The sequence below is a fragment of the Nonomuraea sp. NPDC050663 genome, assembly GCF_044456985.1.
Lineage (GTDB): Bacteria > Actinomycetota > Actinomycetes > Streptosporangiales > Streptosporangiaceae > Nonomuraea.
On record NZ_JBITGL010000004.1, the window covers coordinates 72,176 to 85,229 of the forward strand.

Consider the following 13,054-nt stretch of genomic DNA (forward strand, 5'->3'; position numbering starts at 1 on the left):
AAGGGGACGCCACTTTCTTCACGCTTTGTACCGTTCCAACGGCGGGGGCGCGCCACCCCGCCGGAGCTAACCGCCCAGCTCCGCGATCGTCGCCCCGACCAGCGCGCGCACGACTTCCCCGCAGATCCGCTCGTGCTCGCCGTCCACCGACCCGCCGCCGTCGAGCGCCGCGCGGTATCCCGCGCGCTCCTGCGCCCCCAGGTACGGCAGGGCGGTCAGCACGCAGATCACCCGGCTCGTCCCGTCGGGCAGCCGGTCGACCGTGACCGCGTGGGTGCGCAACCAGGTCTCGTCGGCTCCGCCGTACCAGCCGCACTTGACCGCGATCTGGCCGGGGAACAGTTTCCGCACCCCGAAGTCCTGGCCGGCCTCGGCCATCCACGTGACGATCGCCTGCGCGTCGCGGTCGCCGAACCACCCCGCCGCCGCCAGCGCGCAGTAGGCGGTCACCACCTCGTCGGCGGTCACCTCCACCGAGCCGAAACGTTCCTCCGCCGGCGGCGCCCAGCGCACCCCCGTGCGATCGGCGATGCGGTCGAGCACGACCCTCGGTCCGGTGCCCAGCCACAGGGTCCTGGTGTGGTCGTTGCAGGAGTCGACGACCGCGGGCTCGGCCGCCGCGGCCCAGCCGCCGCCGCGCTCCGCGGTCCAGGCGTAGAGCGGCTTGAGCAGCGACGCGCAGCGCAACCTCGGCGATCCCAGCCGGACCGCCACCGACCTCGGGTCGGTGCCGCCGTGGGCCAGCCGCCCGGCGGCCTGCACGCTCGAACCCGGCGGCAGCGCGCGCAGAATCGCGTCGAAACTCATGGATGACCACGGTAGCGAAAGGCCGGAGCACCCCGGTGCATTGAGGAACGAAGTCTGCCGCATTGTTGACTACCGTGCAGCTATGAAGCTCACCTGGAACGAAGTCTGCGCCCGGCGGCTGGCGCGCCACCACCTGACCGACCCCTGCGACCTGCCGGTGGCCGACGTCGTGCGAAACCTGGCGAGCACCCATGCCCAGGTGATGTCGGCCGCCGAGCTCGGCCTCGGGCTGCGCGTGCGCGGGGCGACCCGCCAGACCGTCCGCGACGCCCTGTGGCGCGACCGCACCCTGGTCAAGACCTACGGGCCCCGCGGCACCGTGCACCTGCTGCCCGCCGAGGACCTGCCGGTCTGGCTGGGCGCGCTGGAGGCGGTGCCGAACACGGTCTCATGGCCGCCGATCCTCCGCATGACCCCCGAGCAGGAGGACGCGATCATCGAGGCGATCCGCGACGCCCTCGAGGACGCCGAGCTGACCATCGACGAGCTCGACGACGAGGTGGTCGGCCGCACCGGTCCCTACGCGGGCGAGCGGGTCATGGACGCCTTCCAGACCAAGTGGCCCCGCTGGCGGCGCCTCATGCACACCGCCGCGCACCGGGGCGCGCTCAGCTTCGGCGCCGGACGCGGGCGCAAGGTCACCTACACCAGCCCCCGCGCCCAGGCGGCACCGGCCAGGGAGTCGCTGGAACAGGTGGCGTTGTGGTACCTCAACGCCTACGGCCCCGCCACGCCCGAGCGGTTCGCCCACTTCATGAGCGGGCCCAGGCCGTGGGCGCGAGAGATCTTCTCCCGGCTCGACCTCACCGAGGTCGAGGTGGAGGGCGAGCGCGCCTTCGTGGCCGCGGGCGACACCGGCGTCCCCGTGGAGCCCGCGCGGGGCGTGCGGCTGCTGCCGTACTTCGACCACTACTCCTACGTGGTCGGCAACTTCCCGCGCGAGCTGCTCTACCCCGGGCCGGCGTTCGAGCGGGTGCGCGGCAACTTCCAGACTCTCGTCGTCGACGGCGTGGTGGCCGGGTTGTGGCACCACAAACGGTCGGGCAAGCGCCTCGACGTCACCGTAGAGGCGCTGACGCCGCTGGACCGGCGGCAGCTGGCCGAGCTGGAGGAGCAGGTGCTGCGGGTCGGCGAGATCCTCGAGGCCGCGCCCAGCCTGACCCTGGGCAAGGTCACCTCGGGCAGTCACGCCTAGACGCGCGGGTCCGTCACCCCTGGAGGCTCGCGGCCGTCGCGAACACCATCGGGGGCATGGCGACCACCGCCAGCATCGCCAGGACCCGCCAGATCGGCCTGACCTGCCTCGCGGTGACGAACGCGCCCACCGCCCCGGCCCCCGCGAAGGCCACGCTCGTGCCGATCAGCTCCATCAGCGGCCGCGGCGTTCCCGGCAGGACCACGCCGGCCGCCCGCACGAGCAGCAGGGCGATGGCCGCCACCACCGCGCTCCAGCCGCCGGGGCGCACGGCGAGCGCGTCCAGGGCGACCGCCGCCGCGGCGACGAGCGTCACGCCCAGCACCACCTGGGCGCCCAGGCTGTACGGCAGGCAGCCGTAGGTCTCGCACCCGATGGCGCTCCAGGTCAACCGGCTGGCCAGCCACCACAACACGCCGAAGAGCGCCAGGATGCCCGCCGCCCGCGCCAGCCGTACTCTCATCCCCCCATCATGGCGCGCAGCGCGACGTCGCGGTTCTGGCGGAAGTCGGCCCGTGGGTCGATCTCGATCGCCCGGTCGAGGTCGGCCACCGCTCCGGCGTGGTCTCCCTGCTCGTAGCGCAGGATCGCCCGGTTCGCCCAGGCCTCCGCGAGCCGCGGCGCGGCCTCGATCGCCTGGTCGAAGGCGGCCTGGGCGGCGGCGAAGTCGCCCGCGGCGGTCTCCACCTGCCCCAGGACCGCCAGCAGGTGCGGGTCGCCCGGCGCCGCCGCCAGCCCGGCGACCACGGTCTCGCGGGCCTCCTCGTCGCGTTCGAGCCCGGCCAGCAGGCCGGCCAGGTTGACGTAGGCGTCGGTGTAACCCGGGTCGAGCTCGATGACGTGGGCCAGGTCGTCGAGGGCCGCGTCGAGGTCGTCGAGCGCGATCCGCGCCTCGGCGCGGTTGTAGTACGCCTCGGGAAGCGGCGGGCTCGTCCGCAGCGCGCTCTCGTAGTCGGCCAGCGCCTCCTCGGGGCGGCCGAGCTTGAGCCACAGGTTGCCGCGGTCGACGTAGTGGTCGGGGAAGGCGGGGTCAACGGCGATGGCGGCGCCGTAGTCGTCGAGCGCCTCCTTGGTGTGCCCCTGCGCCGCCAGGAGCTGGGCGCGGTTGGCCAGCAGCACCATGCGGTGCACGGGGTGGCGCCCGGCGAGCGTGGCCGCCAGGTCGAGGGCGGAGTTGACCAGGTCGAGCGCCCTGTCGAGGCGTCCTTCGCGGAATTCGACCAGCGCCAGGCCGTTGCGGTCGAAGCCGAGCTTGAAGGCCCGCTCGGCGGGGTCGGGCAGCAGGGTGGAGACGGCGATCGCCTCGTTCAGCCAGCCCCTGGCCCTGCCCAGGTCTCTGCGCCGCGGATCGGGGTCGCGGGCGTCGAGCATCGCCAGGCCGTACGCGCTCGCGGCGTGCATCGCCGGGTCCTGGCTGGTGCGGCGCACCCGCTCCCACAACTCGGCGGCCTGCTCGCGGCGCCCGAGCCCGCCGAGCGCGGTCGCGGTGCGCTGGGCCAGGTTCCACCACAGCCGGCCGCCGGGCTCGGACCTGGCCAGCCCTCGCTCGCCCAGCTCGGCCACGGCGTGCAGGAAACCCTCCCTGGTGCAGTGGTCGACCGCCTGCCAGAGCTCGGCGGCGGTCCGCGAGTCCCGTGGCGCGGGCGGGCCCTGCGTCCAGACCTGTACGGCCAGCGTCTCGGGCGGGATGCGCCGTGCCAGGACGGCGAGCAGTTCGGTGTCGGTGGGGTCGGCCCCGGCGGCGTTGTGGACGGCCAGCACGGATCCGGGCGTGACGGCCGCGCGGACGAATTCGGCCAGGCCGTTGGCGAGCCGGAGGGTGCGACGGGGGGCCGGCACGAGGATGCGCTCGTCGTCGGGCAGATCGGCATCGATGGTCTGCCGGATCGCGGGTACCCGGTCACGCAGGCCGGGTGCTGCCGCCCGGATCTCGATGTCGTGGCGCGCCACCAGCTCCGGGGAACGTTCCAATGCCCGCGGGACCAGGTGGTCCAGCAACGCCGACGCGACGGTGTAGGGGCCGCGCAGAGCCCGGTGCCCGTCGATCGGCGGGAGGAGCAGGGGAAGCGGTTCCCAACGAGCAGGTGGCGCGCCCTCGACCCACCGATGCTGTTCGATCACCCCTTGTGGATGACGCTGGCGGTTCCGGTGAGTTTCGCGGTTCCGGGTTTGCGGACGAGGATTCTCTTCATCCCGCACCTCTCGCACTCGTGGCTGAGACCTCCATTATTCGGACATTTCTACGAATATCAAGATCCATGCGAAATAAGTCCGATAGAGGTAGCGAAAAACCCGGGAGTTCTGGAAGCCGATATCCGTGACTCAGGAGACGGGAGGCCACACGAAGGACAGCGACCTGTTCGCCGGGGACTGCCGCGAGACCTGGCACAGACAGGTGCCGACCAGCGTTACGGACCGGCAGCAATCAGGCGTGTCGGGATGCTGGCTACGCACCACGGACGAGGCACGGGCGATCAGCCGGTCGAGGCTGGGCTCCTGGCCGCTCACGCTGTTGACCGCCTGCCACGGGCAGCCCTCGACGTTGGCGCAGGCCACCAGCGTGTGGGAGTGCACCGGCTCGGGCTCGCCCAGGCGGATCGGGTCTTCACGCCGGCGCCGCAGCTCGGCCAGGACGGCACGGGCGCGCAGCGCCGAGGCCAGCAGGTTGGGGTCGAGCCCCTTGCCCTGCGTCGGCGGCGGTTGCGGCCCGATGGGACGGCGGTATCCGGGTGGACGTGGCGGTTCCTGCCTGGCGGAGACGGCCAGCACCATCGCGGCGGCGGTGAGACCGCCCCCGAGGACCAGCGGGCCGTCGATGTGCTCGCCGAACCAGAGCACCGAGATGGCCGCCACCCACAGCGGCTGCGACGACATCAGTATCGCGGCGGGCACCGCGGGAACGTGGCGCTGGCCGTACGACCTGGCCAGGAAGCCGAGCGCGCACGAGACGACGGACAGGTGGGCCAGGATCAGCCAGTCGCCGGGCCGATCGGGCGTCTGGATGCCGTCGGGCAGGGCCAGGGCGCCGCTGAGCAGGCCGATGACGGCGAGCTGGATGACGCTGACGGCGTAGGCGTTGAAGCCCTGCCGCTTCTTGACCGACATACGCCCCAGGAGCAGGGTGTGGGCGGCGTAGAGGATCGCGGCCGCGATCGTCGCGCCCAGGGCGACCGGGTAGAGCTTGCCGCTCTCGGCACCGATGAGGGTGAAGCTGGTCAGTCCCGCGAGGGCCAGCGCGACGGCCAGCCAGATGCGGCGCGAGACGTGCACCTTGAACAGGATCATGCCGAGCAGCGGCGTGAAGATCACGTTGCACCCGACGGCGAAACCGGACACCGAGGAGGACAGTCCGTGCAGGCCCCAGGCCTGGGCGTTCTGTCCCACCCCGAACATGAGCCCCAGCAGCGCCCCCTGGATCCAGGTGCTCCGCGAAAGCCCCCGCAGACTGCTCGGCCGGATCAGGAAGAGCGTGAGCGCCGCCAGAAGGTAACGCTCGGCCAGCAGATCCTGAAAAGGTAAGCGGTTGATGAGATCGTCCATCAGCGGGAAGGCCGACCCCCAGGCGGCGCTGACGAACAACAGAAGGACAGCTCCCGTGGAGGGTCTGGGAGCGGGCACGACTGCCATGGGGAAAGCATTGCACTCACAATTCGCAGCCGACGCTTCACTACCTGCAGTGCGGAAGGATCCTCTACCACTCAGAGTGAAGGGCCTCACTCAGAGGAAACGCTTAGCCATCCCACCGCCTCCGCGCGCGTGCCGATTTTGGTCACGCCCCCACAGTTCCATCCACTCTTTCACGCAAAAGGTCAGCATGTCCGTTATGGCGTGCATATTCACCGATCAGGTGAATGTAAATGAACCTCAGTGAGGAAACGTTCTCCCCCACCTGGAACGTGTCGTCCAGATCGGCGCCGGCGACCGCCGCGTCGCAGACCCGCCACTCCTCGAGCAACCCTGCGTAGTCGGCCTCGGCCTGGTCCGGGTCGGTCTCCTGGTAGTCGGCGTCCCAGTTGTCGTCCTTCTTGTGGGCGAACGGGATGTCCTCGCCCAGGAAGCGGCGCCTGAACCAGATCCGTTCCACATCGGTCAGGTGGCGCAGCAGCCCGAGGAGCGACATGCCCGACGGCGGCACCGAGCGCTCGGCCAGTTGCTTGCCCGTCAGCCCCGAACACTTGTGGAGCAGGGTGGTGCGGTGCCAGTTCAGCAGCCCCTGCAGCAGCTCACGCTCGGGCGCGGCCAGGGAGCCTTGGGGACGGGTGACTTCGGGTGCGGTCCAGGTCATCCTAAGATTTTCCCCCATGGTGACAAACGTGGGCATCGTGGGCATCGGCAACTGCGCTTCCTCCCTGGTGCAGGGCGTCCTCCACCACGAGATCGGCGACGTGCGCTTCACCTCGGCCTTCGACGTGCACGCGGGCAAGGTCGGGCGCGACCTGGCCGAGGCGATCTGGGTGCCGCCGAACAACGCGCGGCGCTTCCGCGAGGTGCCCGCGCTCGGCGTCGAGGTGAGCGCCGGGCCGCTGGCCGACGGCCTGGGCGACGGATCGGCCACCCACGTGCCCGTGCGCGAGGACACGCTGGAGGCCGTCGTGGAGCGGCTGCGCGACACCGGCACCGGGGTCCTGGTCAACTTCCTGCCCTCGGGCAGCCAGCGCGGCGCGGAGCTCTACGCGGAGGCCGCCCTGCGGGCCGGGTGCGCCTACGTCAACTGCATGCCCGCCGTCATCGCTCGCTCGCCCTTTTGGGCGCGGCGTTTCACCGAAGCGGGCCTGCCGCTCATCGGCGACGACCTGAAAAGCTCCTTCGGCGCCACGCTCGTCCAGCGGGCGCTGGTCGACGCGCTGACCGCCAACGGGGTACGGCTCGGCGACAGCTACCAGCTGCTGGCCGGCGGCAACATGGACTTCCTCAACCTGGAGGACCCGTCACGCATGGCGGGCAAGAAGGCCTCCAAGGCGGCGGGAGCGGGCGCCAAGACCCACGTGGGCGCCTCCTACGTGCCGTTCCTGGAGGACAGGAAGGTGGCGTTCATCCGGCTGGAGGGCGAGGCCTTCGGGGGCAGCCCGGTGGAGATCGAGCTGAAGATGGTCGTCGAGGACTCGCCGAGCGCGGCGGGCAACGTGCTGGAAGCCGTACGGCTCGCCGGAGCGGCCATGGCGGAGGGACGGGGAGGGCCGATGGGCGCTCACCTCATGAAGGCACCGGCGCCCTGAGCCGCTTCTCGCCATAGATAACGACCAGCTCGCCCACCTGGCGCCGCTCGATCTCCCGCCACCCGCTGCGCTCGTACAGCGTGAGCGCGGCATGCTGGTTGAGCGTGGTGTCGCCTCGCACGCTGTGGAAGCCGAGCTCGACCGCCCTGCTCTCCAGCGCCAGCAACATCGCCGAGCCCAGGCCGCGGCGCTGGAACTCCGGATGCACCCGTAGCCTGCACAACTCGGCCACGCCCTCGTCGACCGGCTTCAGGCCGCCCATGGCGACCACCCGCCGGTCGAGCTCACCGACCAGGAAGTCACCGCCCGCGGCGATGTAGATCCGGTGGATGAGCGGGAAGTCGTCGTCGTAGTAGACGCCGTCACCGGGGAAGAGCCCGACCTCAGCCAGGCAGACCTGATGCAGAGCGAGAACCGTGTCGAGATCGGACCAGCGATAACGCCGGATCTTCATTCATCACCCCCTGACCGCAGCTGCTGCCGGTAGGCCGCCATCTCCGGACGGTCGCCGTGCCCGGCCTTGACCAGGGCGCGCTCCAGCTCGGTGGCCGGACGGATGATGAAGTCGGTCTTGTATTCCGGGGTCAGCTGCTCCAGTGCGGCGATACCGAGCTTGAGAGCCTCTTCGGGATCGCCGTCGATGAGCCGGCAGTGGGCGCGGTCGAGCCGGATGAGCGTCTGGTCGAGAATGTGGTCGGAGTACTTGTCGAGCGCCTGCTCCAGCACGACGTCGGCCTCCAGGGTCTGGCCCAGCTTGGTGAGCACGTCGCCCTGGTAGAAGTACAGCTGCTTCTCGGTGTAGCCGAAGGCCACGTCGTGCTGTTCCTGCGTCTTCATGTGGGAGAAGGCCGACCGCGCGCGGGCCAGCGCCCGCTTGGCCTGGTCGACCACTTCCTTCTTGCTGTCGCTGCCCGACAGCATGGCCAGCGCCCTGGCCTCGACGACCGGCGCCATCGCCTGCGCGGCGCAGGGAGTCTGGCCGGCCAGGTCGCGGCTCTTCTTGGCCAGGTTGAGCGCCTCGCGGGCGTCGCCGTAGTAGAGCGGGACCAGAGCCTCGCGGGCGGTCACCCACGCGCGAAGCGCCCGGTCGCCGGTCTCGTCGGCGGCCAGGCGGCCGGTGCGGAAGAACGAGCGTGCCTGGCGGTGGTCGCCCAGGTTGATCATGATCATGCCGCTCAGCCCCGACAGCTGGGCGGCCATCCGGCACAACCGCTCCTGCAGGTCGACCGGCTGGCGCTTGGTCATGGCGTTGCGCACCGCGCTCAGCTCCAGCAGCACGTCGCAGAGCAGGCGCAGCGGAGGCGTGCTGGTGTACTGCCGGCCGAAGCTCAGCGTCGCCTCCTCCCACTGGTCGAGCATCGCCGGCGAGACCGTGGCGGTCACCAGCGTCTCGTCCATGCGCCGCCGGACGCCCTCGGCGGCACCCAGGACCGGCCCGTCGAGCTGGGTCTTGGGATTGTTGGCCAGAAGCTGTAACAACGTCCGCCGAAGGATGTTCTCGTCCTCGTCGGACTCCTCGTTCGGCATCGAGTTGGCGTTCGGCGGGATCAGCAGATCGCCCCGCATGCTCATGCTGAGCGACGAGGCGCGGTGATCAGCAGGCGGCAGCTCGCCGCGCACCACCCCCGGCATGCGGTGGCCGTGACCGCAGATGCAGGGCCCGTCGTAGCCGAGCGCGCCGGGCTCGACCCGGTAGACGGTGCACAGGTAGTGGAGGTATTCGGGCCCGGGGCGCTTCAGGCCGCTCTCGTAGGCCGACAACAACGTCTCGCCGATGCCGGGGACGGGCTTCTCGTCACGCTCGAAGAGCGCGCGAACCTGCTCGATGACATCGGCCAGCGCGATGCCGTACGAGAGACGGTGAGCCTTGATCTTGGTCGTGCCGAACTGCGGGTTGCACGTCTCGTAGATCTCGTCAGCGGTCTGGGCCGACGAGCGACCGGCGGCCAGACCCTTGGCTCGGATCCGCCGGGCGATCTCGGTCTCCCTGTGCTGCCTGCCGGACATTCACCGGCCCCTTCCACACGTTGACGCAACGTAGCGATTGTGTTGCGGTGCGCCTATAGAAGCACTATGGACCATTGAGGACAGGTTGAAAACGCCTACGCCCAGCCTACGGTTAAGGATCGTCCTCCCGCGGACTGTTTCTTACAACCCACGAGGGAGAAGGGGACTCCTCGTGTGCAGGTTGTACTCGTTGCGTCACTCAGATTCTTCAGTCACATTGAGCCCACCAGCAAGGATTCAAGCAGTGGGGAGGAAACGAGGTGGGTGACGACAACCTCGGGCACCTGGAGCGCTTGGTGTCAGAACTCGGTGCTCGGGGATTGCTCGCACGAGTGGTCAGGTCCCAATCCGGCCGGGCGTTCGTACGGGTGATCAATCCAAACGCGACAAGCCTGACCGAGAGTGTCACCTGCCGGCAGGCTTCCAAGCCAGAGCTGTCCGACTGGTGGTACTGCTGGTCCTGGGGCGAGCGGATGCACCAGGCCGATGATCCAGCAGGAGCAGCGACGAAAGTCGCCCGAGTGCTAGCCGCCGTGGGCGAGTGACGTGGCGGTGAACCTGGTGGAGCGCAGCCACCACGGCTCACCGCACCCACAGCGGCCTCACGGAGCCGGCGAGCTGACCGGTGCGGAGAATCCCCCCTTGGATTCTGGTCGGCTCGCCGGCTCCCCGCCAACTTCGCAAGCGGGGATCCGCAGAGGATCCCGAACGGAAACGGCACGGGACACGCTTCCGGGTGCGTGTCGCGGCCGAGCCGTACGTCACCGGAGCGTGACGGGCCCTCCCTCCGCGGCCCAGGGCCCTCGCGACCCCGTCTTCCCCGGCGTGATGTGACGGCGGCCGGTTCGGTCGGCAGAGTCTGTATGGTCGTAATTCCGTACATCTGCCGACCGAACCGCTTCCGGAAGGATCTTGCCCGTGCTCGTCCTGGCGACTCCCACGCCAACGCCCTCTCCGACGCCCACGGGCGGCTTGGTCGATCCCGACAAGGTCGTCAACGAGATGACTGTGGCCTGCACCGGCGATCCCATCTGCTCGGCCTTCACCGATCTGCTCCCCCGCGCGGGGTGGGCGCCCCTGGTGGCCACGACCATCACGATCGCCGTGATCGTGATCATCGCGCTGCTGATCCGCAACGTGGTGCACCGGCTCATCAACCGGGTGATCACCCGTGCGGCGGCCAGCCCCCTGACTGGGCGGTGGCGCAAGACCGCGGCGGTCACCGACGGCATCGACGCCCTGATGCACGAGCGGCGCAAGCAGCGCGCGGAGACCATCGGCTCCGTCCTGCGGCACGTGGGCACGATCGTCATCTTCGGCACCGCGGTCCTGACCGTGCTGGAGAAGCTGACCATCCCCATCGCTCCCCTGCTCACCAGCGTCGGCATCGTCGGCGTAGCGCTCGGCTTCGGCGCGCAGGAACTGGTCAAGGACTTCATCGCCGGCATGTTCATGCTGCTGGAGGACCAGTACGGCGTGGGCGACGTGGTCGACGTGGGCGCGGCGATCGGCACGGTCGAGGCGGTCACCCTCCGGGTCACCCGGCTGCGTGACGCGGACGGACGGGTCTGGTACGTGCGCAACGGCACGATCACGCGCGTGGGCAACGAGTCCCAGGGCTGGTCCCGCGCCTATTTGGACGTTCCGGTGGCCTACGACACCGACCTCGCGGCGGTCAGGACGCTGCTCGCGCGGGTGGCTGACGAGCTGTGGGACGACGGCGACTACCGGGAGAAGGTCATCGTCGACAAGCCCGATGTCTTCGGCGTCGAGCAGATGTCCGACAGTTCCCTCGTCTTCCGCATCTCGGTGAAGACCCTCCCCGCCCAGCAGGCGGCGGTCGCCCGGGAGTTGCGCCTGCGGGTAAAGTCCGCCCTGGACGAGGCGGGAATAGCCCTGGCCGCCTAGGCATTGGAATTCAACGTGAGTGAGCCCACCTTCTACGACGCCGTCGGCGGTGAGGAGACGTTCAAGCGTCTCGTCCACCGCTTCTACGAGGGCGTCGCCGAAGACCCCCTGCTGCGCCCCATGTATCCCGAGGCGGATCTGACCGGAGCCGAGGAGCGGCTGCGGCTGTTCCTGATGCAGTACTGGGGTGGTCCTGGCACCTACAGCCAGGAGCGCGGGCATCCGCGGTTGCGCATGCGCCACGCGCCCTTCGTCGTCGACGACGCGGCGCGCGATGCGTGGTTGCGGCACATGCACGACGCGGTGCAGTCCTTGGAGCTTCCCCAGGAGCTCGAAACCCGGCTTTGGGACTATTTGGTTTATGCCGCCCACAGCCTGGTCAATTCACATGGATGAGCATCCCCTGGTGGCGTGACGCCGTCGTTTATGAGATCTATGTTCGGAGTTTCGCCGACGCTTCCGGCGACGGCGTCGGCGACCTTCCGGGCATCCGCCGCCGCCTGCCGTACCTGGCCGAGCTGGGCGTCGACGCCATCTGGCTGACGCCCTTCTATCCCTCGCCCATGAACGACGGCGGCTACGACGTGGCCGACTACCGTGACGTGGACCCGCTCTTCGGCTCCCTCGACGACTTCTCGGCGCTGGTCGCCGACGCGCACGCGCACGGGCTGCGGGTCATCGTCGACATCGTGCCCAACCACTCCTCCTCCGACCACGCGTGGTTCCAGGAGGCGCTGCGCGGCGTCGGCCGCGACCGCTACGTCTTCCGCGACGAGCCGAACAACTGGCAGTCGACCTTCAGCGGTCCCGCCTGGACCCAGCTCGACGACGGGCAGTGGTACCTCCACCTGTTCGCCCCATCGCAGCCGGACTTCAACTGGCGCAACCCGGTCGTGCACGAGGAGTTCCTGTCGATCCTGAAGTTCTGGCTCGACCTCGGCGTCGACGGCTTCCGCATCGACGTGGCGATGGGCCTGTACAAGGCCGAGGGCTTCCCCGACGTCGAGGACCAGTCGTTCATGTCGGTCTCGCCCATCTGGGGGCAGGCGGAGGTGCACGAGGTCTACCGCGAGTGGCGCAAGGTCCTCGACGGCTATCCCGGCGAGCGGATGGCCGTGGGCGAGGTCTGGACGGACGATCCCGCCGACCTGGCCCGCTACGTGCGCCCCGACGAGCTGCACCAGAGCTTCAACTTCGCCTGGCTGCAGGCGCCCTGGTCGCCGACGGCCTTCCGCACGGTCATCGACGACACCCTGGCCACGGTGCCGTTCGCCACGTGGGTGCTGTCGAACCACGATGTCGTACGGCACCGCACGCGTTACGGCACCGAGGACCCGGGCGCCGGCCTGCCGCGCGCCAAGGCGGCCCTGCTGACCATGCTCGCCCTGCCCGGTTCCGCCTACCTCTACCAGGGGGAGGAACTGGGCCTTCCCGAGGTCACCGACATTCCCGACGAGGATCGCCAGGATCCCATCTTCTTCCAGTCGAAGGGGACCCTCCCGGGGCGCGACGGGTGCCGGGTGCCCATCCCGTGGTCCGCCACGGGCGCCTCCCACGGCTTCTCCCCCGAGGGGGTCAAGCCCTGGCTTCCGCAACCCTCCGTGTTCGCCGACCTCAGCGTCGAGGCGCAGGAGGGCGACGAGGAGTCGACACTGGCCTTCTACCGGCGGGCGCTCGCCCGCCGCCGTGACCTGCTGAAAGAGATCCCTTACAACCTGGAGTGGCTGGATTCTCCCGAGGGTGCGCTTTTCTTCACCCGTGGGTCGCTGATCTGCGCGATCAACTGCGGTCTGGAGCCGGTACGGCTGCCGCCGCACACGTCGGTGACCCTGGCGAGCGGACCCTTGAAGGGTGACCTGCTTCCTCCCGACACGGCGGTCTGGTTGCACGCTGAGTAGTCATCGTCAGGCTTAGGGTGAAG

The 13,054-nt window shown here is 69.8% G+C and carries 12 protein-coding genes; 5 read left to right on the forward strand and 7 right to left on the reverse strand.

Going from position 1 to position 13,054, the window contains the following annotated elements:
- Positions 1 to 66 precede the first annotated feature (66 nt).
- Positions 67 to 807 (reverse strand): hypothetical protein, encoded by a 741-nt coding sequence (locus ACIBH1_RS13580; RefSeq protein WP_397314016.1) that lies wholly within the window; start codon positions 805 to 807, stop codon positions 67 to 69.
- A gap of 82 nt (positions 808 to 889) precedes the next feature.
- On the opposite strand from ACIBH1_RS13580, the gene ACIBH1_RS13585 reads away from it, so the two are divergent.
- A complete protein-coding gene (locus ACIBH1_RS13585; RefSeq protein WP_397314017.1) occupies positions 890 to 2,002 on the forward strand; it encodes a winged helix DNA-binding domain-containing protein in 1,113 nt (370 codons plus the stop codon).
- Positions 2,003 to 2,015: 13 nt separating this feature from the next.
- Here ACIBH1_RS13585 and ACIBH1_RS13590 read toward each other — a convergent pair whose 3' ends face one another.
- The 4 genes from ACIBH1_RS13590 to ACIBH1_RS13605 all read right to left on the reverse strand — a co-directional run bounded on the left by ACIBH1_RS13590 (position 2,016) and on the right by ACIBH1_RS13605 (position 6,287).
- The gene (locus ACIBH1_RS13590; protein ID WP_397314018.1) at positions 2,016 to 2,465 is read right to left on the reverse strand and encodes a hypothetical protein; all 450 of its coding nucleotides are present in this window, start codon (positions 2,463 to 2,465) and stop codon (positions 2,016 to 2,018) included.
- Positions 2,462 to 4,123 carry a tetratricopeptide repeat protein gene (locus ACIBH1_RS13595; RefSeq protein WP_397314019.1) on the reverse strand — a complete coding sequence of 554 codons (1,662 nt, stop codon included), beginning with the start codon at positions 4,121 to 4,123 and terminating at the stop codon, positions 2,462 to 2,464. The genes ACIBH1_RS13590 and ACIBH1_RS13595 overlap by 4 nt, the downstream gene beginning before the upstream one ends.
- 201 nt (positions 4,124 to 4,324) lie before the next feature.
- On the reverse strand, positions 4,325 to 5,629 hold the full coding sequence (locus ACIBH1_RS13600) for a DMT family transporter (RefSeq protein WP_397314020.1): 1,305 nt from the start codon (positions 5,627 to 5,629) through the stop codon (positions 4,325 to 4,327).
- 142 nt (positions 5,630 to 5,771) lie between these two features.
- On the reverse strand, positions 5,772 to 6,287 hold the full coding sequence (locus tag ACIBH1_RS13605) for a DinB family protein (RefSeq protein ID WP_397314021.1): 516 nt from the start codon (positions 6,285 to 6,287) through the stop codon (positions 5,772 to 5,774).
- A gap of 16 nt (positions 6,288 to 6,303) precedes the next feature.
- On the opposite strand from ACIBH1_RS13605, the gene ACIBH1_RS13610 reads away from it, so the two are divergent.
- On the forward strand, positions 6,304 to 7,218 hold the full coding sequence (locus ACIBH1_RS13610) for an inositol-3-phosphate synthase (protein WP_397314022.1): 915 nt from the start codon (positions 6,304 to 6,306) through the stop codon (positions 7,216 to 7,218).
- Here ACIBH1_RS13610 and ACIBH1_RS13615 read toward each other — a convergent pair.
- Both ACIBH1_RS13615 and ACIBH1_RS13620 read right to left on the reverse strand, forming a co-directional pair.
- The gene (locus ACIBH1_RS13615) at positions 7,196 to 7,672 is read right to left on the reverse strand and encodes a GNAT family N-acetyltransferase (RefSeq protein ID WP_397314023.1); all 477 of its coding nucleotides are present in this window, start codon (positions 7,670 to 7,672) and stop codon (positions 7,196 to 7,198) included. The two genes, ACIBH1_RS13610 and ACIBH1_RS13615, sit on opposite strands and share 23 nt — an antisense overlap.
- A complete protein-coding gene (locus ACIBH1_RS13620) occupies positions 7,669 to 9,225 on the reverse strand; it encodes an XRE family transcriptional regulator (protein ID WP_397314024.1) in 1,557 nt (518 codons plus the stop codon). Before ACIBH1_RS13620 ends, ACIBH1_RS13615 begins: the two co-directional genes overlap by 4 nt.
- Before the next feature lie 918 nt (positions 9,226 to 10,143).
- Here ACIBH1_RS13620 and ACIBH1_RS13625 point away from each other — a divergent pair.
- The 3 genes from ACIBH1_RS13625 to ACIBH1_RS13635 are packed head-to-tail and all read left to right on the forward strand — an operon-like array spanning position 10,144 to position 13,031.
- Positions 10,144 to 11,133 carry a mechanosensitive ion channel family protein gene (locus ACIBH1_RS13625; RefSeq protein WP_397314025.1) on the forward strand — a complete coding sequence of 330 codons (990 nt, stop codon included), beginning with the start codon at positions 10,144 to 10,146 and terminating at the stop codon, positions 11,131 to 11,133.
- 15 nt (positions 11,134 to 11,148) lie between these two features.
- Positions 11,149 to 11,529 carry a globin gene (locus ACIBH1_RS13630; protein WP_181612290.1) on the forward strand — a complete coding sequence of 127 codons (381 nt, stop codon included), beginning with the start codon at positions 11,149 to 11,151 and terminating at the stop codon, positions 11,527 to 11,529.
- Positions 11,526 to 13,031, forward strand: a complete 1,506-nt coding sequence (locus ACIBH1_RS13635) for a glycoside hydrolase family 13 protein (RefSeq protein WP_397314026.1) — start codon at positions 11,526 to 11,528, stop codon at positions 13,029 to 13,031. The genes ACIBH1_RS13630 and ACIBH1_RS13635 overlap by 4 nt, the downstream gene beginning before the upstream one ends.
- Positions 13,032 to 13,054: the final 23 nt, after the last annotated feature.

Excerpts from the sequence above, each read along its gene's own strand:
- ACIBH1_RS13605 (WP_397314021.1), bottom strand. The coding sequence starts at position 6,287 with ATGACCTGGACCGCACCCGAAGTCACCCGTCCCCAAGGCTCCCTGGCC.
- ACIBH1_RS13615 (WP_397314023.1), bottom strand. The coding sequence starts at position 7,672 with ATGAAGATCCGGCGTTATCGCTGGTCCGATCTCGACACGGTTCTCGCT.
- ACIBH1_RS13585 (WP_397314017.1), top strand. The coding sequence starts at position 890 with ATGAAGCTCACCTGGAACGAAGTCTGCGCCCGGCGGCTGGCGCGCCAC.
- ACIBH1_RS13580 (WP_397314016.1), bottom strand. The coding sequence starts at position 807 with ATGAGTTTCGACGCGATTCTGCGCGCGCTGCCGCCGGGTTCGAGCGTG.
- ACIBH1_RS13590 (WP_397314018.1), bottom strand. The coding sequence starts at position 2,465 with ATGAGAGTACGGCTGGCGCGGGCGGCGGGCATCCTGGCGCTCTTCGGC.
- ACIBH1_RS13610 (WP_397314022.1), top strand. The coding sequence starts at position 6,304 with ATGGTGACAAACGTGGGCATCGTGGGCATCGGCAACTGCGCTTCCTCC.
- ACIBH1_RS13620 (WP_397314024.1), bottom strand. The coding sequence starts at position 9,225 with ATGTCCGGCAGGCAGCACAGGGAGACCGAGATCGCCCGGCGGATCCGA.
- ACIBH1_RS13600 (WP_397314020.1), bottom strand. The coding sequence starts at position 5,629 with ATGGCAGTCGTGCCCGCTCCCAGACCCTCCACGGGAGCTGTCCTTCTG.
- ACIBH1_RS13635 (WP_397314026.1), top strand. The coding sequence starts at position 11,526 with ATGAGCATCCCCTGGTGGCGTGACGCCGTCGTTTATGAGATCTATGTT.